Source organism: Rhodococcus sp. GA1 (assembly GCF_024321955.1).
Lineage (GTDB): Bacteria > Actinomycetota > Actinomycetes > Mycobacteriales > Mycobacteriaceae > Rhodococcus > Rhodococcus pyridinivorans.
In genome coordinates, this window is the sequence record NZ_CP097186.1 from 858,558 (window position 1) to 883,363 (window position 24,806).

General features: G+C 69.3%; 13 protein-coding genes. 8 read left to right on the forward strand and 5 right to left on the reverse strand.

What is annotated here, in order from left to right; all coding sequences use genetic code 11:
- Positions 1-61 precede the first annotated feature (61 nt).
- Entirely contained in the window at positions 62-2,185 is a 2,124-nt protein-coding gene (gene malQ / locus M3330_RS04150) for a 4-alpha-glucanotransferase (protein WP_255027078.1), read from the forward strand.
- 75 nt (positions 2,186-2,260) lie between these two features.
- Here the strand turns inward: malQ and M3330_RS04155 are convergent, their stop codons facing one another.
- Positions 2,261-4,051 (reverse strand): long-chain fatty acid--CoA ligase, encoded by a 1,791-nt coding sequence (locus M3330_RS04155; protein ID WP_019288924.1) that lies wholly within the window; start codon positions 4,049-4,051, stop codon positions 2,261-2,263.
- Positions 4,044-4,532: a MarR family winged helix-turn-helix transcriptional regulator gene (locus M3330_RS04160; protein WP_024103658.1), complete on the reverse strand. Its 489-nt coding sequence runs from the start codon at positions 4,530-4,532 to the stop codon at positions 4,044-4,046. Before M3330_RS04160 ends, M3330_RS04155 begins: the two co-directional genes overlap by 8 nt.
- A gap of 175 nt (positions 4,533-4,707) precedes the next feature.
- Here M3330_RS04160 and M3330_RS04165 point away from each other — a divergent pair, with 175 nt between their 5' ends.
- Genes M3330_RS04165 through M3330_RS04175 form a run of 3 tightly spaced genes read left to right on the forward strand, consistent with a single transcriptional unit; the run spans position 4,708 to position 11,602 of the window.
- Entirely contained in the window at positions 4,708-6,237 is a 1,530-nt protein-coding gene (locus M3330_RS04165) for a DUF2397 domain-containing protein (protein ID WP_255027079.1), read from the forward strand.
- Positions 6,234-7,379, forward strand: coding sequence for a TIGR02678 family protein (locus M3330_RS04170; RefSeq protein ID WP_039587769.1), 1,146 nt, complete (start codon positions 6,234-6,236; stop codon positions 7,377-7,379). Before M3330_RS04165 ends, M3330_RS04170 begins: the two co-directional genes overlap by 4 nt.
- On the forward strand, positions 7,376-11,602 hold the full coding sequence (locus tag M3330_RS04175) for a TIGR02680 family protein (protein ID WP_255027080.1): 4,227 nt from the start codon (positions 7,376-7,378) through the stop codon (positions 11,600-11,602). The genes M3330_RS04170 and M3330_RS04175 overlap by 4 nt, the downstream gene beginning before the upstream one ends.
- 60 nt (positions 11,603-11,662) lie before the next feature.
- Here M3330_RS04175 and M3330_RS04180 read toward each other — a convergent pair whose 3' ends face one another.
- Entirely contained in the window at positions 11,663-12,847 is a 1,185-nt protein-coding gene (locus M3330_RS04180) for a thiolase family protein (RefSeq protein ID WP_006552890.1), read from the reverse strand.
- Positions 12,848-13,039: 192 nt separating this feature from the next.
- Positions 13,040-14,041 (reverse strand): hypothetical protein, encoded by a 1,002-nt coding sequence (locus M3330_RS04185; RefSeq protein ID WP_255027081.1) that lies wholly within the window; start codon positions 14,039-14,041, stop codon positions 13,040-13,042.
- A 319-nt stretch (positions 14,042-14,360) separates the two neighbouring features.
- Between M3330_RS04185 and M3330_RS04190 the strand changes: the two genes are divergently transcribed.
- Positions 14,361-14,657, forward strand: coding sequence for a chorismate mutase (locus M3330_RS04190; protein ID WP_019288919.1), 297 nt, complete (start codon positions 14,361-14,363; stop codon positions 14,655-14,657).
- Positions 14,658-14,805: 148 nt separating this feature from the next.
- A complete protein-coding gene (locus M3330_RS04195; RefSeq protein WP_255027083.1) occupies positions 14,806-15,603 on the forward strand; it encodes an SDR family NAD(P)-dependent oxidoreductase in 798 nt (265 codons plus the stop codon).
- A 138-nt stretch (positions 15,604-15,741) separates the two neighbouring features.
- On the opposite strand, the gene M3330_RS04200 is transcribed toward M3330_RS04195, so the two are convergent.
- Positions 15,742-17,166: an aldehyde dehydrogenase family protein gene (locus M3330_RS04200; protein ID WP_024103652.1), complete on the reverse strand. Its 1,425-nt coding sequence runs from the start codon at positions 17,164-17,166 to the stop codon at positions 15,742-15,744.
- 326 nt (positions 17,167-17,492) lie between these two features.
- Between M3330_RS04200 and M3330_RS04205 the strand changes: the two genes are divergently transcribed.
- Together M3330_RS04205 and M3330_RS04210 are read left to right on the forward strand one after the other, a co-directional pair.
- Positions 17,493-22,988 carry a glutamate synthase-related protein gene (locus M3330_RS04205; RefSeq protein ID WP_255027086.1) on the forward strand — a complete coding sequence of 1,832 codons (5,496 nt, stop codon included), beginning with the start codon at positions 17,493-17,495 and terminating at the stop codon, positions 22,986-22,988.
- The gene (locus tag M3330_RS04210) at positions 22,985-24,739 is read left to right on the forward strand and encodes a sulfite reductase subunit alpha (protein ID WP_255027087.1); all 1,755 of its coding nucleotides are present in this window, start codon (positions 22,985-22,987) and stop codon (positions 24,737-24,739) included. Before M3330_RS04205 ends, M3330_RS04210 begins: the two co-directional genes overlap by 4 nt.
- Positions 24,740-24,806: the final 67 nt, after the last annotated feature.

Below are 24,806 nucleotides of genomic sequence, written 5' to 3' on the forward strand. Positions count from 1 at the left end.
CCTGTCGACCATATGTTCCGCGCGCTGCCCCCGAGTCGTTTTGCTGGCATGATTCAGGACCGTGACGTCCTCGGCGAAGCTGCGCGAACTGGCCGGAAAGCACGGCATCACCACCACCTACACGGGATGGGGGGGACGCGACCACGATGTCTCCGACGAGACATTGCGGCGCGTACTCGCCGCGCTCGACGTCCCGGCCGGGACGGACGAAGAGGTCGTGGCATCGCTCGCCGACTTCGACGACCGCCCGTGGCGCTGCATGCTCCCGCCCGCGCTCGTGGTCGTCGAGGGCGACGACCGGACGTTCCCGGTGCATGTGCCGCACGGCGACCCGGTGTCGGTGTGGGTCGTCGCCGAGGACGGGGCGGAGGTCGATGTCGAGCAGCTCGACGTGTGGGTGGACCCGCGTACGGTCGACGGCCGGCTCGTGGGCCGCGCGACCTTCGCCGTTCCGCGGCTGTCCCTCGGCTGGCATGTCGTGCACGCCCGCAGCAACGACATCGAGACCACCGCGGTCCTGGTCGTGACCCCGCGCCGGTTGTCGACCGCCGACCGACTGCTCGAGAAGAAGCGCTGGGGCCTTGCGGCCCAGATCTATTCGGTACGCAGCCGCAGGTCGTGGGGCATCGGTGATTTCGCCGACCTGGCCGATCTGGCGGCGATCACGGCCGGTTACGGCGGCGACTTCGTCCTGATCAACCCCGTGCACGCGGCCGAGCCCGTGCCCCCGCACGAACCGTCGCCCTACCTGCCGTCGTCGCGGCGTTTCGTCGACCCGCTGTACCTGCGGATCGAGGATATCCCGGAGGTGGCCTACCTCCCCGCGAAACACCGCAAGGAACTCGACGAGCACGCGCAGCGCGCGGCGAAGGCGAACCGGAAGGCGCGGCGTCTCGACCGGGACGCGACCTTCCGCGCGAAACTCGACGTCCTCGAGCGCGTGTACCGGGTGCCGCTCGGCCCGGCCCGCCGCGCACGGTACGAGGCGTTCTGCGCCGAGGGCGGGCAGGCGCTCGACGACTTCGCGCTGTGGTGCGCGCTGTACGAGAAGTTCGGCGACCGCGCCGACCGGTGGGCGTCACGCGCTCCGAGCCCCGACGACCCGAAGGTCACCCGGTTGCGCGAGCGACTGGCCTCGCGGATCGACTTCCACCGCCGGCTGCAGTGGTTGTGCGACGAGCAGCTCGCGAACGCTCAGGCTGCTTCGCTTGCAGCAGGTTCCGATATCGGAATCCTGCACGACCTCGCAGTGGGTGTCGGTCCGCACGGCGCCGACGCCTGGACGCTGGGCGACGCGCTGGCGTCGGGCGTCACGGTGGGCGCCCCCGCCGACGACTTCAACCGCAACGGCCAGAACTGGAATCAGCCGCCGTGGCGGCCGGATCGTCTCGCGGAGCTGGGATACATCCCCTTCCGCGATGTGGTGCGCTCGGCGTTGCGGCACGCGGGTGGTGTCCGGGCCGATCATATCCTGGGACTGTTCCGCACCTGGTGGGTACCGGAGGGGATGTCGCCCGCCGACGGCGCGTACGTCCGCAGCGACCACGAGGCACTCGTCGGCATCCTGGCGCTCGAGGCGCATCGCGCCGGCGCCGTGGTCGTTGGTGAGGACCTCGGGGTCTTCGAGGAGTGGGTGCAGGAGTATCTCGCCGAGCGGGGGATCGCCGGGACGTCGATCCTGTGGTTCGAACGCGACGAGGACTCCCCACGCGGGCCGGAAACCTACCGCACCCTGTGCCTGACCTCGGTGACCACACACGACCTCGCGCCCACCGCGGGATACCTTGCGGGCGACCACATCCGGCTGCGGTCGGAGCTCGGCCTGCTCGAGGGCGACCTCGACGCCGAACTCACCGATGCGACGGCCGAACGCGACTCGGTTCTGGCGCTCGCGGTCGAACGGGGTCTGCTCGACGAAGGCGAGACCGACGTCGATCGCCAGGTCGAGGCGCTGCACCGGCTGATCGCGGCGAGTCCGTCTGCGCTGCTGGGCGTTTCGCTGGCAGATGTGACCGGCGAGCGTCGCAGCCAGAACCAGCCGGGCACCGTCGACGAGTATCCGAACTGGCGGGTTCCGCTCGCCGATGCCCGCGGCAAGGTCGTGCTCGTCGAGGATCTCGTCGACCACGACGGATTCGCGCGACTGGCCCGGGCGGTCTCCGGAGACACCTCACCGGTGGAGTGACACCACACGAACACTGCGGCCGCCGATCCGGATGCCGGATCGGCGGCCGCTGCTCGGGTACGCGCCCCTAGGGCATCACTTCGCGTACAGGGCGTCGATCTCGTGGGCGAAATGCTCGGTGACGACGTTGCGCTTGATCTTCAGCGTCGGCGTGAGCTCGCCGGACTCCTCGGTGAGATCGCGGTCGAGAATGGCGAACTTCTTGATCGCCTCGCTGTGCGAGACGAGGGTGTTGGCGTCGTCCACGATGGTCTGCATCGCGTCCCGCAGCGTGGCGTCGTGGCGCAGGTCGGCGATCGTCGCACCGGTGGGCTTGCCGTTCTCGTTCTTCCAGTTCTCGAAGACGTCCGGATCGACGGTCACCAGAGCGGTGACGAAGCTGCGTCCGTCGCCGACGACGACGGCCTGGGAGACGAGGGTGTGCGACCGCATGCGGTCCTCGAGCGGCCCGGGTGAGACGTTCTTGCCGCCGGCGGTGATGATGAGGTCCTTCTTGCGCCCGGTGATGGACAGGTAGCCGTCCTCGTCGAGCGAGCCGAGGTCGCCGGTGCGGAACCAGCCGTCGTGGAAGGCACCGGCAGTGGCCTCGTCGTTGCGCCAGTAGCCGTCGAAGACGACCATGCCGCGCAGCTCGATCTCGCCGTCATCCGCGATGCGCGCCGAGTTCCCGCCCATGGGACGCCCGACGGTGCCGATCTTCTGCGCGCCGGGCGTGTTCACGCTGTGTGCGGCCGTGGTCTCGGTGAGGCCGTAGCCCTCGTAGATCGGCACGCCGACGCCGCGGAAGAAGTGACCGAGACGGGCACTCAGGGCACCGCCGCCGGAGATCGCGTACCAGCACTCGTTGCCCATGGCCTCGCGCAGCTTGGAGTAGACCAGCTTGTCGGCGAGGGCGCGCTTGGCCTTCAACGTGAAGGTGGGGCCGCCGTGGTCGAGCGATTCGCTGTAGGCGATGGCGGTGCGCTCGGCGAAATCGAAGATCGCCGCTTTGACCGGTCCGCCGGCCACCGCCTTGCCCGCTGCCGCGTCACGCACCTTCTCGAAGACGCGCGGCACACCGAGGATGATGTTCGGCGAGTACCGGGCAAACTGCGCGGAGACGGTCGAGAAGTCCGCCCAGTGAGCCTGCGCCGTGCCTGCTTCGAAGAGCGCGAGCGACACCGCGCGCGCCAGCACGTGCGCGAGGGGCAGGAAGGTCAGGCCGCGGTTGCCGGGCTTGGCGACGATACCGATGTCCGAGGTGAGGATGGACCGGACCTCGGCGAGGAAGTTGCGGTGGGTGAGCATGCAGCCCTTGGGTCGCCCGGTGGTTCCCGAGGTGTAGACGAGGGAAGCCAGGCCGCCGGAACGGATTCCGGCCAGACGCGTGGTGATCTCGGCGTCGTCGACCTCGGCACCGTCGGCCGCGAGCGTGTTCACCGCGCCGTCCTCGATCTGCAGGATGCGACGGAGGGTGTCGGGCATGTCGACGAAGAGCTTCTCGTGCCGCGCGGTTTCGACGACGGCGAGGACGGCCCCGGAGTCCTGGAGGATCCAGCGAATCTGCTCGGTGGACGAGGAGTCGTAGATCGGTACCGACACCGCGCCGGCCGTCCAGATCGCGTAGTCGAACAGCGACCACTCGTAGCGGGTGGCCGAGAGCAGCGCGACACGATCGCCGGGCTGCACACCGTTGGCGATCAGGCCCTTTGCGACGGCCTTCACTTGGTCGGCGAACTGCTGCGCAGTGACCGCGACCCAGTCGTCACCCTGCGGCCGGGAGTACATCACGCGGTGCGGAGTCTTCTCCGCATGGGTGAACACCGTGTGGACGACCGATTCGTCGTCACCGATGGTGAACGGGGCCGGGGTCGAGTACTCACGCACTGCAATCTCCATCGTTCTGGTCGGGAGTCCGGTCGTCGGAATCGATTCCTGCGCGGAAGCGGCGCAGGAGATCCACGAAGCGTTCGAGTTCGTTCTCGTCCCAGCCCTCGAGGCCGGCGCGGACGTCGTCGAGACGACGCACGACCGCACCTTCGAGAACTGTCGCTCCGTGGTCGGTGAGCCGGAGCGGATGTCCGGCACGTGCCGGACCCGTCCCCGCCTCGACCCAGCCCGCATCGACGGCGTGACGCAGTTGGCGCGACACGGTCGAGCGGTGGACACCGAAGACCTCGGATATGTCGGTGGCGCGGCAGCCCGGATTTCGGGAGATGAAGCCGAGAAGCGAATGCTGGACCAGCGAGAGTCCGCTGTCCTGCGTTCGTGCTCCGGACGTCAGGAAGCGCACGAGAAGCACGAACTCCTCGTATACGCGGGCAACGCCGTCCGTAGACGGCCGCCGGGCCTGCCGATTGTGTTGCACAGGGCAACTATAAACGCGAGTGAGGCACGGCACGAATCCGCGCGGTGTCCTGCCGATTTCCGGCCTGCCTCTCCACAGCCCGTGCGCGCACCCGGTGAACTCGTCCGCCCCGCTCGGCGTTCACCGGGCTAGCCTGTCTGTCCGTACGGCGTCAGCACTCGGGAGAAGGGGTCGGATGGGCGAACACATCGGTCGCGACCTGTTCCGTCATCTCGTCGCCGACGAAGCGGACGAGTACCTCGCGGTGATGGACTGCTTCACCGACCTCCTGCTCGCCGATCTGTCCGCCGACGATATCGCGGTCTCGTGTGCGCGGCGCGGGGTGGCGCTCGACATCGCGGTCGTCGATGCCCGGTGTCGCAGCCTGGTCCGGTGGGGCAATCTCGCACTCACCAGCGGCGGAACCGACGGTGGCGGCTCCCACCGGCGGAGCGCTCCCGAGACCGCCTCGACCGAGGTCCGTGCCCGATACCGGCCGACACCGGCCGGGCTGCGGGTGCACCGCGAGACCGGCAGGCTTCTCTCCACCTCCGACGACGTGCGCGGCGTGGCACGCGTGTCGCTCCGTTGTGTCGCGGACGGGCTCGCCCGCATCGAGGAGCTGCTGGTGGACGACGGGAACGTGCCCGATCGGGACGAGCTGGCCGCCCACGTCACCGCCCTGTTCGCGCACCACCGGATGTTCACCGACAGCGTCGCCGATTTCTATTCGCACCTCGCCGAGATCCTGAGCCGTCTCGAGCACTCCGGCCGTCCCGAACACTCATCCGATCGCGAACGCGCCGGGGCGGTCGACGATTACGCGGAGACCAAGAACCTGCTCCTCGACTACGTCGACGTCATCGGTTCGGACGTCGAGCGCCTCGCCCCTCTCGTCGCCGGCAGGCTCGACCGGATCAGGCCGCGTCTGGACTCCCTGCTCGGCGCGTTGCGCGAGTCCGGCCTGCCGAACACCGTGCCCGGGTCCCCCGGTCGCCGTCGCACCGACTGGGACGAACTGGCGCAGTGGTACGCCGAGGACGCCGGCCCGCGCCGCATGCGCGAGGCAGCGGCGGAGGCGCTGAACCGGCTGCTCGTGCGCACTCGGCGGATCATGGCGAGCACACCGGGCTTCTCGCACCGCGCAGATCTCCTGCGCCTGGCCCGGTGGTTCACCGAGTCCTCCGACGAGCAGGGCCACCGGTTGTTCGCCGCGACCTTCGGTGCCTTCCCGAGCCGGCACCTGCTGCTCGGCCCCGACGAGACCGACCCGCGAGTGGGTGCAGGCACGTCGTGGTGGCGGGCCGATCCCGTCGTCGTGCCCGTGTCGTTGCGCGAACGCGGCGACCACACGTCCCTCGGGGCCGTCGGCCGACTCCCCGATTCGATGCCCGGCCGGGTCCGGGCCGACGAACTCGCCCGGCGAGAGTCGCGCCGCCGCTCCGACGCCGTCGCCGAACTGAGTGCGGCGGGCGATCTGCACGGAGCGGACCTGTCGGCGGAGGCGCGCGACGTCCTGCTCGACGTCCTCGCCGCCGCGCTCGCGGGCCACCTCACCACCGACGGTCCGGTGCAGGTGGACGATCCCGATCTCGGGTTGTCGCTGACGGCGGAGCCCGGCGCCGACACCGTGGTGCACTCCCCCGACGGCGATCTCACCGTGCACGGTTTCCGGCTGCGCACGTCGGTCACGGCATCGGTCGATCACAGTGCGGCGGCGCCATGAGCACCTCGCACGCGAGCACGGTGTCCGGGGACGTCTCCGGTCGGCGGGACGCGGCGCGGGCGCTGCTGCAACAGCCGATCGTCACCGCCGCGAGCGAACGGGAGACCTTCGACCTCGTTCGGCGCCACGCCCCGGCCCTGAAGTCGATGTTCGCCGACCGCCTCGGATACCGGCTCGTCGTCGAACCGACCTTCGCCCGTCTGATCAAGGCACCGCTCGGGCCCACCTCACCGCACCGGGCGCTCCGCCACGCCGACGGCACCGAGTTCGGCGCGATCACCTACGCGTGTCTCGCGCTGGTGTGCGCGGCACTGCTCGAACCCGGGACCGGCGAGAGGGTGTCCGTCGACGACCTGCTCGAGCAGGTGCGCGCCGATGCGCGCGAGAACGGGATCGTGTTCGGCGACCCGGTGTCCGAGGAGCGGAACCTCGCTGCGGCCCTGCGCGTCCTCGAGGAATGGGGCGTGATCGCCGAGTCCGGTCACGGGGACGAGGTGAGCGGCGACGAGGTGAGGGGCGACGAGCCGCATCTCGACGTCCACCGCGACCTGCTCTCCCAGCTGCTCGACACTCCCCTCCATGGGATGCCCGGTCCCGCAGCGGCACTCACACGTCACGAGCACGAACCCGCCGCTCTCCGCCTGTACCGCAGGCTCGTCGAGGACCCGTTCGTCGCGCGCGACGAACTGGACGACGAGTCGGCGACGATCCTCGCCCGCGACCGGCACGAGCTCGCCCGGATGCTGGAGAACGACTTCGGCCTCGTGCTCGAGGTGCGTGCCGAGGGCGCGCTCGCGTACGACCCGGCCGGCGTGCTCACCGACGAGGCGTTCCCGGGGTCGGGCACCCTGAAGCACGCCAGCCTGCTGCTCCTGGCCGAACTCACCGAACGGTTCGGCGACTCCGCGGCGACCACATTGCACGTCGACGCGCACACCCTCGACTCGGTTCTCGCCGATCTCGCCGCCGCGCGTTCCCGCACCTGGAAGAGCATCTATGTCCGCGATTTCGCGCTCCTGCGCCGGGACGTCGTCGCCCTGCTCTTCCGGCTCGGGCTGGCGCGCCCGCACGAGAACGGACTCGAACTGACCGCACCCGCCGCCCGCTACCGCCCCGTCCCCGCCGAAAGCAAGTGTCGATGACCCACTCGTCCGACCCGTCCGCCCTCGACGAGAACTCTCCACCCCGTTTCCCGGATCGCTGGCGTCTCCACCGCGCCGGCATCGTGAACGTGTGGCACTACCTGGACGTCGAGTTCGTCCTGTCCGGTGGGCGGATGATCCTGCGCGGCACCAACGGATCGGGGAAGTCCCGCGCCCTCGAGATGTTGCTGCCCTTCCTGCTCGACGCCGACCGCAGGCGCATGGACGCGACGGGCGCCGCGAAGGTCGATCTCGACGAACTCATGCGTACCGGGGCCTCGGACACCACCGACCGTGTCGGCTATCTCTGGCTCGAACTGGCGCGCCCCAGCGGACATCTCACCGTCGGGGCGCAGGTCCGGCACCGCGCCGACGCCCGTCGCAGCGACGTGCACTTCTTCACGACACCTTTGCGTGTCGGCACCGAGTTGCACCTCATCGATGACGCCCGCATCCCGCTCTCGCGGGAGCGACTCGCCGAACTCGTCGGTGCCGACAACCTCACCCGTGATCCGGAGCGGCATCGCGAGACCGTGCGGAAGTCGGTGTTCGGCCTGCACGCGCAGACGGGACGCGAACGCTACGACGGCTTGTTGCAACTGCTGCACACCCTGCGCTCACCCGATGTCGGCCACCGCATCGACGAGGGACGCCTCCCTCAGATCCTGTCGGATGCGCTGCCACCGCTGACGGAGAACATGCTCGCCGAAGCGGGAGGTCGCCTCGACCTGCTCGGTGACACCCGCCAGGAACAGGTCCGTCTCGAAGCGGCGCACGCACACGTGCTGCGGTTCCACGAGGTGTACCGGCAGTACGCTGCGGATCTGCTGCGCGCCGGCGCCGAGACCGCGCGCGACCTCGCGCAGCGGGTCGTCGAGACGCGACGCGCACTCACCGTCGCGGAAGCCGAGGCGGCCGACCTCGACGCGCAGGCCGCCGCCGTGGACACCCGCCTGAAGGAGCGCCGCGACCAGGTCGCCGAACTCGACCGCGCGATCCGCGGACTGGAGACCCACGAGATGTTCCGGTCCGCGGACGATCTCGCGCAGCGCCAGCTCGCCGTCGATGCGCTCCGCCGCGCCGCCGAGCACGCAACCGCCGCCGCCGATCGCAGCCGCATGCAGGAACGGCGCCACACCGACCACGCGGCCCGCCTCCTCGACGAACTGACCTTCTCGGTCACGCGTGCCGCGAGACGGCTTGCGACGGTAGGTCGCGACCTGCTGTCGGTGGGTCTTCCGCACGACACCGCGCCGACCACGCTGCACTTCTCCGCCGACCGTCCACCCGCTGTGCTCGAGCCCGTGCGCACCGGCATCGACGACACCACCGAGCCGGTGGTGCGGCCGGTGGTCGCGACGGTCTCCCTCGACGCCGGGCACGTCGACGAGGTCCGGGGCGCGATCCTGCGTGCCGCCGAGGCGACCCGTCGCCGGCGGGACCAGGCGGGTCGGCGACTGCTCGAGGCGCGTCGACTCGACGCCGCCGCGCATGCGGTCCGGGAAGCCGAGGCGGCGGCCGACCGCGCGGCCCGCGACGCCGAGCAGCGTGCCGTCGAGGCCGCCGAGACGGATGCCGGTGTCGGTGCGGCCGCCGCCGGTCTGCAGCACCGGTGGCGCGAGTGGATCACCGCCGACCGCACGACGGCTCTGCTGCCGGAACTCGATCGGGATCGGGTCATCCTGATGCGCCGACTGTCCACGCGACTCGACGCACTGATCGACTCGTCCCCCACCGACACCGGCGACACGGACTCCGAGGACATCGACCTCGATTCGGCACTCGCAGAGCTGGATTCGCTGCCCACGACCGCCGCTCGGTCCGCCCTGAGCGACCTCGCCGGCGCCCCGGCCGAGCGCGAGCGCCGCGAACGTGAGGCGCGGACCGCGCGCGAGGACCTCGTCCGCGAACAGGCGGCACTCGACGCGATCGGCGAGGGACCGGAACAGGCGCCCTGGCACGTGCGCACCGACGGTGTCCCACTGTGGCGGGCGGTCGAGTTCGTCGACACCCTCGGGGACGACGATCGCGCCGGAATCGAGGCGGCGTTGCTCTCCGCGGGTTTCCTCACCGCCACGGTCGACGGCGAGGGCCGCTTGCGTGCGCTCGGCGGCCAGGTCCTCGTCTCGCCGCGCGGTGAACCACCGGCGCAGCCCCTGTCGACGGTCCTGCGTCCCGACCCCGAGGCCGACGTACCGCGCCCGGCGATCGAGGCGGTCCTCAACACGATCGGATTCGAGGACGCCACCGCGGTGGCCTCGGTCTCACGGGACGGCCGCTGGCACAACGGAGTTCTGCGCGGGCGCCACACCGCCGAGGCCCCGCGCAGCATCGGCAGTCCTGCCCGGGAGGCCGCAACCGCGGCACGTCGGGTGCGTCTCGACGAGATCCGCGCCGAACTCATCCGGATCGACCTGGCGGTGGAACAGCTGCGCGTCGACTATCCCGACGCGGCGCACCGGCGGGCGGAGATCGACGCACACCTGTCGACCGCGCCGACCTCACATGCTCTGCGCGCCGCGCTCGAACGACGTCGGCACGCGTACGCGCACGTGCGGTCCGCGGCGAACACCGCGGTGGAACTGCGCGAGCGGGCGACGACGCTGCGTGCTCGCTGGACCGCCGAGCTCGACGCACACCGCACAGCGTGCGAGCACTTCGGCGTGCCCGGCGATGTTCCGGAACTCGAGGCGCTGGTCGCCGGATGCGCCTCCGCAGAGACACTGTGCACCGAGCTGGCACGCGATCTCGGTGACGTCCTTGCTGCCCACGTCCGGTTCACGGATGCCGCCGAACGGTGCGTGCAGGCCACCTCCGAGCGGATCGACTCGGAGGAGATCGCCGAATCGTGCCGCTACGAATGGCACGCGAAGGCCGCGGTGGTCGCTGCCCAGACCGCCGCTGTCGACGTCGACGCCGCCGACCTGGCGCAGGAACTGCGTGACTCGGAGGCCGAACGGGCACGCGCCGACGAACAGTTCCGGCGCACGGTCGCCCATCGCGACCATCTCGGCCGTGCCGTCGCCGAGGTGCTGCAGCGATGTGCTGCCGCACGCGAACGGCTCGACCGCGACCGTCGCGAACTCGCCGCGGCCGCCGAACTGCTCGCCGCTCACCTGCAGCTGCCCGAACTACGCGGCGCACTCGAGGAGGATCCGGAGTCGGACTCCGCCTCTGCCCGGACGGTTCTGCCTCCCGTCCACCTCGAGGATCCGGATCACGTGCTCTCCGTGGCCCGCACCCTGCTGGCCACGTTGCCGCCACGCACGGGAGTCGACGAGAACGCGATGCTCGTCGCGCTGCAACAGTTCGACCGCGACCTCACGGCCCGGTTCGACATCGAGCACACGGTGACGCACGGCGCCCATCGCGTCCGGATCGCCGGGGCGGGTGACGACACCACGCCCGCGGGTCTCTCAGCCACCCTGACCCGGCAGGTCGAGGACGGCCGGCGGGCACTGTCGCAACGCGAACACGACGTGTTCACGGGATTCGTGCTCGGCGGTGTGGCCGACGAACTGCGCCGGCGGATCGAGCGGGCACGACAGGTGATCGCCGCGATGAACGACAGTCTCGCCGACAGCCGCACGACGCACGGGATCGGCGTGAGGATCGAGTGGCGCCCCGGTGGCGAGGACGCCGACGCGGCGCGGCTGACGCAGCTGCTCACCGCCACCGAGCGGTCACCCGAGGATGCGTCCGAACTGGTCGGGATGCTGCGGCGCCGGGTGGAATCCGCCCACACCGCCGATCCGTCCGCCGGCTACGCGCAGCACCTGTCGCAGGCACTGGACTACCGGCGCTGGCACGAGGTCGAGGTGACCATCCTCGGCCCCGAACCGGACCGGGAGAGGCGGATCTCCGCGCGCGCCAAGATATCCCAGGGTGAGACCCGATTCGTGTCGTACGTGGCGCTGTTCGCGGCGGCGGACGGCTATCTCTCGGGCCTACCCGACACCGGCACCGCACTGCGGCTCGTGCTGCTCGACGACGCGTTCGCCAAGATCGACGACCCGACGATCGGTGAACTCATGGGTCTGCTCGTACGGCAGGATATCGACTTCGTCATGACCGGGCACGCACTGTGGGGTTGTGTGCCGGAGGTGCCCGAGCTCGACGTCTACGAGGTCCGGCGACTCGCCGACGGCGCGGCCGTGACGACCCGCGTGCACTGGGACGGGCGCGTCCGGCAACTCCGACCGCTCACCGAGCTGCAGACATGACAGTGGTGGGAGCGATACGTATCGCTCCCACCACTGTCGGTCCTTCGAAACCTGCCCGGATCAGGATACGCGGCGCAGCAGCGCGGCGAGTGCCTGTCCGCCACCGATGCACATGGTGACGACGCCGAGTTCGAGATCGCGACGGATCAGGTCCTTGGCGACGCGCAGCGTCAGGATCGCGCCGGTCGCGCCGACCGGGTGGCCCAGGGCGATGGCACCGCCGTAGGGGTTGGTCTTCTCCGGGTCGAGCTTGGCGTCGCGCGCCACCGCCACGGCCTGCGAGGCGAAGGCCTCGTTGAGCTCGACGGTGTCGATGTCGGCCGGGGTCAGGCCGTTCTGCTCGAACAGCTTCACCAGGGCGAGGGTCGGGGCGTAGCCCATCAGCTCGGGCTCCATCGCCGAGGTGACGACCGACTCGAGCACGACAGAGGCACCGAGACCGCGTTCACGGGCGACCGACTCGCGGGCCAGGACGAGCGCGGCAGCGCCGTCGTTGATCCCGGAGGCATTACCGGCGGTGACGGTGCCGTCCTTGATGAACGCCGAGCGCAGCTTGCCGAGCACCTCGAGGGTGGTGTCGGGCTTGGGGTGCTCGTCCTCGGTGACGGTGACGGGCTTGCGGCCACCGATCTCGACCGGGGTGATCTCCTCGGCGAAGGCGGCCTTCGCGGCGTCGGTGGCGGCGCGGCGCTGCGATTCGAGGGCGAACTCGTCCTGCTGCTCGCGGCTGACGCCGTACTCGCGGGCGACGTTCTCGGCCGTGACGCCCATGTGCAGTCCGCTGAACGGATCGGTGAGCATGCCGACGGTGCCGTCGACGAGCTCGCGGTTGCCGAGCTTGTAACCGTTGCGGGCACCGAAGTCGTAGAACGGCATGCGCGACATGCTCTCGTCGCCACCGGCGACGGTGATCTCCGCGGCACCCCAACGGATCTCCTGGGCTGCGGACCACACGGCCTGCAGACCCGAGCCGCACAGGCGGTTGACGGTGAGGGCCGGGGTGGAGACGGGAAGTCCGGCGGCGAGGGTGACGCGACGGGCGTTGTAGGCGTCGGCACCGACCTGGCCGATGCAACCCATGACAACCTCGTCGATGTCCTCACCTGCGACACCCGCGCGCTGCAGCGCCTCGCGGACCGCGGTGGCGCCGAGTTCGTGCGCGGGTACGTCCTTGAGTGCGCCGCCGAAGCTGCCGACGGGGGTGCGTGCGCCGTCGACGATGACGATGCGTTCCGGAGCGGTCATTTCTCGTCCAATCTGGTCGAACACCTGGGGTCCACGCGCCGGCACCGCCGAGCGCACAGATCTTCGGGAAGGCGTCCTCCCGAAGCGTCTGACTCGATGCTACGGCACCGAGTGCCGCACTTGTGAAGGTCCGAACACGAGTTGCAGGAACGGGAACGGAAACGCCATTCTGCAATACGGACTACGTTATTTTCACTCGTCGTCGACGGTGAACGGAGGACCCTCCGCGAGACGTTCCGCAGCCGCCGGTGTGCCCAGTTCACGGCGGTGGCGAGGGTGCTCCACGTAGAACTCGAGGAAACGGTACAACTGCACCGGATCGACGGCCAGATGCCGTGAGTCCACCTCGATCCGGGGCTCGGACGGCAGGCGCTCGAAGGGGAACACCCGACTCGTGCGCCGACGCGCCCACGCCGCCGACCCGTGCCCCTCGATCCAGATCTCCGGGAACCCCCGGTCGACCGCACGAAGACCCCGCACCGACACCCACGGCAGATAGGACTCCACGAACCAGCCGCGCAGCCTGATCCCGTCCGGCCCGAGAACCAGCGAACCGGCCCGGATGCGCCCGAGTGCCACCTCCACGAGGAAGGCCAGACACACCCCGGCGACGAGCGCCAGCACCAGCGCCACGAGAGGTAGACCCTCGTTCCCGACCACGATCTCCACGGCTGCGCCGAGCGAGAGGAACGTCCCGCACAGCACCATCGCGAGCAGCAGACCGAAGACGGGGCGACGGCCCGCGATCTCGGTACTGCCGCGATCGGCCGTCTCGACGTACCGGAACCGCGGTGTGCGGCTCGGAGGCCACGACGACGGTCGCCGGGCCCCAGATCCGGCAGGCCACCAGAAGGTGGCGCCGAAGGCCGCCGTCAGCAGCATCAGCACCGCCAGGATCGAATAGAAGCGGTCGGCGCCCACCGAATCGGTGCCCCACGCGCTCGCTCCGCGGGCCGCGGCGAAAATCGCCACGAGCACCGCCGCACCGGCCGCTGCGTACACGTGCAGATTGCGCGTGCCGTGCTGCCATTCGCTCGGCGGTTCGATGTGGGATGTCGGTTCGGCACCGAAAGTCGGTTCGGCACCGGAAGTCGGTTCGGTACCGGAAGTCGGTTCGGCACCGGAAGTCGGTTCGGTACCGGAAGTCGCAGCCTCCGTGCCGCGCCCACCCCACGGGACAACAGGTCGTCGCATCGGTCTCCCCTCCAGGTGTACCGAGGAGCCCCGACGTCCTCGGCCCTGCCGGTCGGCCGGAACGCTACCTCGAGCGGCGGACCCGATGCGGACCCTTCGGGCGCGGCGTCACCGACGGACACACGAGTTGGCACCGGTCGGTGTGACAATTAACATACCCCCCGGCCATCAGGGTGTTGAACCAGGTCACGGCCGTTTATGAAGGAACAGGACGCGCATGGGAGAATCTCGCGAGAATTTTTCCCTACGTGTCGGTAACACCCATAGGTGTAAGCACGACACAATCTGTGACGATTCAGACGAGACCGGAGGAGTCTGCATGACTGTCCAGCTTGATTCGCCTGGCCTTGCGTCCGTCGGCGAAGCTTCGTCGGCCGAGGCAGAGCTCGGGGAGCTGTTCGAGCAGATCAAGGAGCTCGACGCTCAGCTGCTCGCGGTGATCAAGCGGCGTTCGGAGCTCGTTCAGCGCGCCGGAGCATCCGCGAAGGGCACCGACGCGAGCCGCGAAGCACAGGCCGAGGAAATGGCCGTCATGGGACGCTTCGCCGAACTCGGCACCGACGGCAGCACGCTCGCGATGACGCTGCTGCGCCTCGGCCGCACCCGCAAGGCCTGAGACCTACCACCGACGGCCCCCGCACCACATGGTGCGGGGGCCGTCGCCGTAGCCGTCCACCGCTTCGCATCACGCCGGTCGCAAATGTGGCCGCCCGCTCCCCTGTCGGCATACCGTCGGGACATCCCCGAAGAACGGACAAGGCAGCATGGATCTCGGACTCGCTGCCAAGCGGTCCATCGTCACCGGCGGTAGCCGCGGCATCGGCTACGCCATCGCGCGGGCACTGGCCACCGAAGGTGCCGACGTGGTGATCGCGGCCCGTACCGCGGCCGATCTCGACATCGCGGCGAAGACCCTCTCGGAGGAGACCGGGCGACGAATCGTTCCCGTGCCCACCGACACCAGCGACCAGGCCTCGGTCGACGCACTCGTCGCGCGGGCCGTCGCCGAACTCGGTGGCGTCGACATCCTCGTCAACTCCGCCGCCACACCCTGGACCGCCGACAAGCCGACGAGTTTCGCCGCGACCACCGACGACATCGTGCGCAACGAAGTCGAGATCAAGATCCTCGGCTGTCTGCGCACCGCACGCGCCGTCGCCCCCTACCTGATCGAGCAGGGCTGGGGCCGGATCATCAACATCAGCGGGCTCGGCGCGCGCAGCGCGAACTCCATCGCCCAGACGGTCCGGAACGTCAGCGTTGCAGCCGTGACGAAGAACCTCGCCGACGAACTCGGCCCGCACGGCATCAACGTCACCGTGGTCCACCCCGGCCGCACCCGCACCGAACGGCTGGCGGCGCGACTGGCCGAGGAGTCCGCCGAGACGGGCACGCCGATAGCCGAACTGGAACAGCAGATCGCGAAGAACTCCGTGAACCGCCTCATCGACGCGAGCGAGGTCGCCGACGTCGTCGCGTTCCTCGCGAGCCCGCGCAGCATCGGCATCACCCGCGATGCGATCGCCGTGGGCGGCGGCGTACCCGGCGCGGTCTACTACTGACCGGTCCGACGAAACGATACGGCACCGCCGTCAGCGCAAGATTCGACGGCACCGCCGTCAGCGCAAGATTCGACGGCACCGCCGTCAGCGCAAGATTCGACGGCACCGCCGTCAGCGCAAGATTCGACGGCACCGCCGTCAGCGCAGGATCGTTTTGATCTCCAGGAACTCCTCGAGCCCGAAGACACCGGCCTCGCGTCCGATACCCGACTGCTTGTAACCACCGAAAGGTGCGTCGGTGTTGAAGGCGCCGCCGTTGATGTAGACCTGACCGGTGCGCATACGGCGGGCCACGGCCTCCGCTCGCGCTGGGTCGGCCGACCAGACCCCACCGGACAGGCCGTACTCGCTGTCGTTGGCAATGCGCACCGCATCGTCCTCGTCCTGGTATCCGATGATCGACAGCACCGGCCCGAAGATCTCCTCGCGGGCGATCGTCATCTCCGGCGCGACGTTCGTGAACACGGTCGGGCCGACGAAGTAGCCGGTGGTGAACTCGGTTTCGCGTCCGTCGAGCACCAGTTCGGCCCCCTCCTCGACGCCCTTGTCGATGTACGCCTTCACGCGTGCCTGCTGCGTGCCGCTGACGAGCGGGCCCAGCTTCGACGACGGATCGTCGGGCAGCCCGAGGGTGTAGGCCCGCGCGACCTGCTCGGCGACGGCGGTGGCCTCCTGCAGACGGTCGGCGGGGACGAGCATGCGGGTCAGGGCGGTGCAGGTCTGGCCGGAGTTGAGGAAGCACTTGCCGACACCCTCGGTGACGGCGGCGGTGAGGTCGGCATCGTCGAGGATGATGTTGGCCGACTTGCCGCCGAGTTCGAGCGCGACCTTCTTCACCGTCTCCGCAGCGACGACCGAGACGCGCTTGCCGGCACGCGTCGAGCCCGTGAACGACACCATGTCGACGTCGGGGTGTGCGGCGATGGCCTCGCCGACGACCGGTCCGTAACCGCTGACGAGGTTGAACACGCCCGGCGGCAGGCCGGCCTCGTCGACGATGTCGACGAGCGCGTAGGTCACCAGCGGCGCGACCTCGGTGGGCTTGAGCACCACGGTGCACCCGGCGGCGAGCGCGGCGAACACCTTGAGCACCACCTGGTGCAGCGGGTAGTTCCACGGGGTGATCGCCCCGACGACCCCGATGGGTTCGCGTACGACCAGGGCGTTGCCGATCTCCTGGTCGTCGAAGTCGTACGTTCCGGCCAGCGACGCATAGGCGGCAATATTCTTCAGCGGCATCCCGACCTGGATGGCACGCGCGAAGTGAGCGGGCATCCCCATGTCCTGGGAGACGACGCTCGTGAGTTCGTCGGCACGCTCGTTCGCCAGCGAGGAGACCTTCTCCAGGTAGGCGGCGCGCGACGCACCACTGAGCGCGGACCAGGCCGGGAAGGCCGCCTTCGCTGCGGCGACCGCCCGATCGACATCGGAGGCGGCACCCTCGGCGACCGCGGCGACGACCTCTTCGGTCGTCGGGTTCACGACCTCGATGCGGCCGGCGCCGTCGGAGTCCACCCACTGCCCGTCGATGTAGATCTTCGTGCGGTCGAGAATGTCGGTCATATCGCTCTCCCTGCTCGTAGTCCGGCCTGTCGACGCGGTTGGGCGCGAGCGTAGCGAAGACCCTCCCGCAATAAAGCGTTTACTCCCGGCGGGTTGTGATGTATCCCGCCGTCACCGGAGTTAACACGTGCGCTACACTTGCCATTGCTGCTCGCGCGCTCCACCGTCGCAACGCACGGCGCATTCGGACAAAGACGTCTGCATTCACACACATCGTCTCCGGCACACGTCTATGCACCTCAGGAGCTGCGCCTTCCCACGCGTTCCCCTTCTTCGCATCGTCACTGCCGGTCGACGTCGAATTCGATGCACCGAGGAGGACGTCCGTGACGCACGCCAGTGACACCGGCCTGTACGACAGCACGCTGGACAAGAGCAGTTGTGGTGTCGGTTTCATCACCCGCAAGGACGGCGTGCAGACCCACGACGTGCTCACCCGCGGTCACGAGGCCCTGTGCGTCGTGCCGCACCGCGGTGGCATGTCCGCCGAGGGTGTCGGCGACGGAGCCGGCATCAACGTGGACCTGTCGGTCGCCTTCTTCTCCGAGATCACCGGAAAGCCCTTGCAGGAAGGGCACTTCGGCGTCGGAAACTTCTTCCTCCCCACCGATCCCGCGGCGCATGCCGATGCCGAGGAACTCGTCTCGTCGGCACTCGCCGGAGCCGGGGTCACCGTGCTCACGATGCGCGACGTCCCCGTCGACGACAGCGTGTTGCGTCCTGCCGCAACGAAATACCAGCTGCCGATCCGTCAGTGGATCTTCACGCGGCCCGATGCGTGCGACTCCGTCGACGAGTTCGACCGACTGCTGCACGGCGTGCTCCTCGAGGTCGAGGCCCGCGCCTACACCGAGCCGGAACTGGGCGGGCTGTACCCGCTCTCGCTCAGTGCGCGCACGCAGGTTCTCAAGAACCGCTTGAACTCTCACGAGGTCATCCCGTACTTCCGCGATCTCACCGATCCGCGGCACGCGGTGCACACCCTGTTCTTCCACACCCGGTTCTCGACGAACACCGATCCGCATCCGACGATGGCGCAGCCGTTCCGCCTCATGGCGCACAACGGTGAGCTGAACACCGATCGCAAGAACCGGCTGTTCGAGGGCGCCCTCGCCCGCGCGATGGGCCGTGACATCATTCGCCCGCCGGGACAGTCCGACAGCTGCCGCTTCGACCAGACCCTGGCCTCGCGTATCGCCCACAACGAACTCGACCTCGTCACCGCCGTCGTGCAGATGATGCCGCCTGCCTGGGAGAACGACACCGAGCTGTCGCCACAGGTCCGCGCGATGCTCGAGTTCTTCTCCCTGTACGAGGAGAAGAACGACGGCCCCGCGGCGCTGGTCTTCGGCAACGGCACCGTCGTCGGCGCGCGCCTCGACCGCCTCGGCCTGCGTCCGCTGCGCACCGTGGAGACCGAAGAGTACCTCGCCGTCACCTCCGAGGCCGGCCAGTTCGACTTCGCGCCCGAGACCGTGCTGCGTCGCGGCCGCATCGAGGCCGGTGGCATGCTGTACTTCGATCACCGCACGCGCCGCTCCTACGGAGCGGATGAGGCGCTCGAACTTCTTGCTGCCCGGCAGAATTACGCGTCGCTCGTCGACGAGGCCCGCCGCAATCTCGATGCCCTGCCCGAGGTTCCCGCCGAGAAGGCCGGTTCCCCGCTGCGCTACAACGGCGATCTCGAGCGTTACCAGCGCTACGTGTCCTACAGCATCAACCAGGAATCCTTCCGGTTCATGCTCGACCCGATGCTCGCGTCGGGTCAGGAGCGCATCTCCGCGATGGGTTACGGCAACGCCATCAACGCCCTGTCGGATCAGGAAGGCGGTGTGGCCAAGTACTTCTCGCAGCGCTTCGCCCAGGTCACCAACCCGTCGCTGGACTCGATCCGCGAAGCGGACGGCATGACCCTGCGCGTCGCGCTCGGTGCTCGCCCCGGTAGCGGTGCTCCCGTCTCGTCCGCGACCCAGATCGTGGTGCCCACCCCGATCCTCACGCACCTCGACATGCTGCGTATCCGCGAGCAGTCCGACACCCCGGTGCGGCGTTTCGAGATGCTGTACTCCCCCGTCTTCGACGACGCCAAGGCGAACGCGGCCGCGCTCGCCGCCGCGATCGACGGTACGGCCGAGGCCATTGCCGATTTCGCCCGCGAATCCGGTGGCATCGCCGTGCTCACCGACCGCCACGTCTCCACCGACCGCGCCGGACTGCCGATGGTGCTCACCGTCGCGGCGGTCAACCAGCGCCTGATCGACGAGGGATTGCGTCTGCGCGTGTCCGTCATCGTCGAATCCGGACAGCTGTTCTCGTCGCATCACATCGCCGCGACCCTCGGTTTCGGTGCCGCTGCGGTGTATCCGCTCACGGTGCAGATGCGCGCCGAGGAGAAGTTCGGCGACGATGCCGACGCCGCGTTCCTGAAGTTCCGCAAGGCGGCCGAGAAGTCGCTCATGAAGACGATGGGACGCGTCGGCCTGTGCACCGTCGAGTCGTACATCGGCGGTGAGTTCTTCGAGCCGAGCTATCTCGACACGAGTGACGAGGTGCTCGCGCGCTGGTTCCCGAACGTGAAGTCCCCGGTCGGCGGTGTCGGTTTCACCACCCTCGCGCAGGCCGTCGCCGACTGGCACCGTCGCGCTCTCACCGTGGAGACGGAGAAGGACGTCCCGCTGCTGGGTCTGTTCAAGGAGCGCGCCGAGGGCGCCGGTCACTCGTTCGGCACGACCGCCGTGCGCGGCTTCGTGGACATGACCGAGGAGCCCTTCGCGCTGCCCGTGGAGAAGGAGGCCGAGCCGGATCTGACCGACGCGCTGCGTCTGCTGCCGCTGCACCGGCTCTCCGACGCGCACGGTCTCGACGACGCGTCGTACCGCTACGGCGGCTTCCGCGCCCTGACACCCGCCGAGATCGATGCCTTCGAGATCACCCCGGGTTACCGCGCGTTCGCCCGCACGATGGCCGACGAGCGCACACAGCGTCCCGCGGCGCTGCGCGACGTGCTCGCCCTGCCCGCCGACGTCACCTACGCCGTCACCGCCGAGGACTTCACCAAGGAGATGGGCCGCTTCGCGCGGTTCGGCAACAACTCGATGCTCGTGCGCGGGATCTCCGCGGCGCGGGTCGGTGAGAGCGAATTCGTCCTGCGTCTGACCGGTCCGCTCGCAGACGACCACCGTCGTCCCGATGCGCTCGCGGCCTCGCTCGTCGCGCGCTTCGGTGACGGCATCGTCTCGCACCGTTGCTACGGCGACACCCTGACCGTGCACGCGATCGGTGACGCCGCGCGCTATCTCGAGCAGGTCCGCCAGGCCCCGCTGAGCGTGCGGCTCGACCGGGTGCAGCCGGCGCACGAGATCACCCCGGCGCTCGCGTCGGGTGCGATGAGCCATGGCGCGCTCAACTCCAACGCCCACGAGGCCGTCGCCCACGGCACCAACATGGTCGGCGGCATCTCGAACTGCGGTGAGGGCGGCGAGCACATCTCCCGCTACGGCACCATCCGCGGGTCGCGCATCAAGCAGTTCGCGTCCGGCCGCTTCGGTGTGTGGGCCGGTTATCTCGCCGATCCGATGCTCGAGGAGATCGAGATCAAGATCGCGCAGGGCGCGAAGCCCGGTGAGGGCGGCCAGTTGCCCGCCAAGAAGGTCACGGTGGAGATCGCCGCGGCGCGCGGTGCGACCCCGGGCGTCGAGCTGGTCTCGCCGCCGCCGCACCACGACACCTACTCCATCGAGGACCTCGCCCAGCTCATCCACGACGCCAAGGCGGCGCGGGTGCGGGTGATCGTCAAGCTCGTCTCCTCGGAGGGCATCGGCACGATCGCCGTGGGTGTCGCGAAGGCCGGCGCCGACGTCATCAACGTCGCCGGCAACACCGGCGGCACGGGTGCCGCCTCGGTGACCTCGCTGAAGTACGCGGGCCGGTCCGCGGAGATCGGTGTGGCCGAGGTCCACCAGGCCCTCACGGCCAACGGTCTGCGCGACAAGGTCGTGCTGCGCTGCTCGGGTGCGCACCAGACGGCGTCGGACGTCATCGTCTCCGCGCTGCTCGGCGCCGACAGCTTCGAGTTCGGCACCACCGCGCTGATGATGCTCGGCTGCGTCATGGCGAAGAACTGCAACGTCAAGTGCCCGGCAGGTCTGACCACGAATCCCGAAGTGTTCAACGGCGATCCGCGGGCGATGGCCCAGTATCTGCTCAACGTCGCGCACGAGACCCGAGAGCTGCTCGCCCGCCTGGGTCTGCGGTCGCTGCGCGACGCACGTGGCCGCGCCGACCTGCTGCACCTGCTCGACCACCCGTCGAGCGTGGGCCGGCTGGACCTGCGGGCGATGCTCGCGGTGCTGCCCGAGGTGCACATCGACAATCCGGTCTACATGGAGAAGGACTACTCGCTCGACGAGGCGTGGGTGGCCCGGCTGCGCGAGGCCCTCGTCGATGCGAAGGAGCTCACCGTCTCGCTCGGCGACGGCGTGCAGCTGACGAACAACAACAAGAGCGTCGGCGCGCAGCTGGCGATCGACATCGAGCGCATGCTCAACCACGAGGATCTCGGCGCCCTGCCGGCCGTGCTCGACGACGAGCGCGGACGCCGCTGGCTGCGCGACGGCACCGTCACCATCACCACCTCCGGTTCGGCGGGCCTGTCCTTCGGGGCGTTCTGCAACGACGGCATGCACATCGAGCACACCGGTACCGCCAACGACGGCGTCGGCAAGGGCCAGTGCGGCGGGCAGATCGTGCTGCACTCCCCCGGCGGCGGCAGCGACCGACGCGGCGGCAACGTGCTCATCGGCAACTTCGCGCTCTTCGGTGCGACCGGTGGTCGCCTGTTCGTCGAGGGTGAGGCCGGCGACCGCTTCGCGGTGCGCAACTCCGGCGCCACCGCCGTCGTCGAGGGTGTCGGCGAGTTCGCCTGCGAGTACATGACCAACGGCGCGGTGCTCAACATCGGCGAGTTCGGCAAGGGCTTCGGCAACGGCATGTCGGGCGGGTTCGTCTACCAGTACGACCCCGAGGGCCTGCTCCCCCGCAAGGCCAGCGCCGACTCGATCGTCCTCGGGTCGATCACCGGTGACGACCCGCAGGCCGCGATCCACAACGCCGCCGTGCTGCAGCTGCTGCACCTGCACGTCGAGGCGACCGGCTCGGTGAAGGCCCGCTTCCTGATCGACAACTGGCAGGTCGAGCAGCACCGCTTCGCGTACGGCATGCCGCGCGCGCTGCTGCAGTACCAGGACCTCGACGAGATCCTCGCCGCAGCGTCGCGCAAGGATCTCGCCGCCGAGGTCGCCACGGCGCTGGTCGCGCACCAGGTGCGCAAGTTCAAGGAGAACTACCGCTCGGGTGTTCCCGTCGCCGGTGGTGTCACCCCGGACGCGACCGACACCGAGGCCATGTACGCGCTGCTCAACAACTACACGGTGCTCGCCGCCGCGCAGGAGATGGCGCTGCAGAAGGTCCCCGACGCGACCGACGTGTCGGATCCGGCGGTGCAGAAGGCCGCTCGCAATCTGCTGCTCACGGAGGACTTCTTCCTCGTCGCGAAGCTCGAGCGCTACGCCCTCGCGGCGATCGCCGATCACACCGACGAGCAGCTCGCGGCGCTGGTCGCCGACAAGCGCCTGAACGACTACAAGCAGGCCCTGGCCCTGCGCAACGTCCGCTCGGTCGATGCGCCGGGTACCTACGGCTGGATCCTCTTGCAGAGCCGCAAGAATCTCGACGCCGCAGGTCGCCTGCCCGGTTACGAGGAACTGTTCGCACGCAACGCCGTCCCGAACGTCCTCACCTCCACGATGGGAGTCTCCGCGTGACCACCACCGGCCCGTTCATTCCCCTCGACGCTCCGTTCACCACCGATCAGCGGTCGTGGCTCTCCGGCTTCGTCGCCGGGATGCAGACCCGCCTGTTCTCCGGTGGTCCCGCCGCCGATGCCGGGACCGTCGGCTCGGCGCCTGCTCTGCACGTGCTCTACGGCTCGCAGACCGGCAATGCCGAAGCCGTCGCCGAGGACGCCGCGGCTGCAGCGCGCACCCAGGGCTTCGCGCCCGTCGTGTGCGCTCTCGACGACATGGACCTCGACCGGTTCGCCGGTCTGGGCCAGGTCCTGATCGTCACATCCACCTACGGCGAGGGCGAGATGCCCGACAACGCCGAGCTGTTCTGGGAGGCACTGTCGGCCGAGAGCGCGCCGCGCCTCGACGGCATGAACTTCGCGGTGCTCGCCCTCGGCGACACCGGTTACGACGGGTTCTGCCAGGCCGGCAAGCTCATCGACATGCGTCTCGAGCAGCTCGGTGCGCAGCGCATCGTGCCGCGGGTGGACTGCGACGTCGAGTTCGAGGAGCTCGCCGCGACGTGGATCGCGGAGACGCTGCCGCTCGTCGCGGCCGTCGAGGGCATCGTGGGCGATGGCGCTCCCGCCCCCGCGGCGCCGGCCCGGGCGAAGTCGCAGTGGACCCGCAAGAATCCCTATCCGGCGGTGCTGACGTCGAACGTGCTCCTGTCCGGGGAGGACTCGGCCAAGGAGATTCGGCACTACGAGTTCGCGCTCGCCGATTCCGGTCTCGAATACGAAGCGGGCGACGCGCTGAACGTGGTGCCCGTCAACGACACCGAACTCGTGCACGCGATCCTCGGTCGGCTCGGTCTCGACGGCGCGACCGTCCCCGAGGGTCACGACGACACGCTCGAGCACCTCCTCACCTACAACTACGAGATCACCGCTCCGTCCGTCGATCTCCTCGAGGAGATCGAGAAACACACGGGTAACGAGGAACTCACCTATGTGCTGCGGCACGGCGACAAGGCCGCGCTCGACGAATGGTTGTGGGGCCGCGACATTCTCGACGTGCTCCTGCTCGATCCTGCGCCCGAGCTGTCGGCCGAGCAGTTCCTGGCGCTGCTGCGTCCGCTGCAGCACCGGGCGTACTCGATCTCGTCGAGCCCGAACGCGTGCGACGGTTCGGTGCACCTGACGGTCGCGGCGGTGCGCTACGGCACCGACGGCCGCGAGCGTCGCGGGGTGTGCTCGACCTTCCTCGCCGATCGTGTCGGTGAAGGCAAGGTCGGCATCTTCGTGTCGAAGAACAAGGCCTTCCGCGTGCCCGCCGACGACACCGCACCGATGATCATGGTCGGTCCGGGCACCGGCATCGCACCCTTCCGCGGCTTCCTGCAGGAACGTCGCGCACGGGGTGCGACGGGGAAGAACTGGCTGTTCTTCGGCGACCAGAAGCGCGGCTGCGACTACATCTACGAACAGGAGTTGGCCGAGTTCGCCGACTCGGGTGTGCTCACGCGCCTGGACCTGGCGTTCTCCCGCGATCAGGCCGAGAAGATCTACGTGCAGACCCGCATGAAGGAGCACGGCGCGGAACTGTTCGCGTGGCTCGAGGAGGGTGGACACTTCTACATCTGCGGCGACGCGTCGCGGATGGCGAAGGACGTCGACCGTGCGCTGCACGAGATCGTCGCCGAGCACGGCGGCATGAAAGACGAGCAGGCCGCCGAGTACGTCACCACCCTCAAGCGCGAGAAGCGGTACGTGCGCGACGTGTACTGAGCAGGCCGGGGGTACGCACCGCCGCCGCGAGGCTCGCAACACCATCGGTCACCGGTGGCGTTGCGAG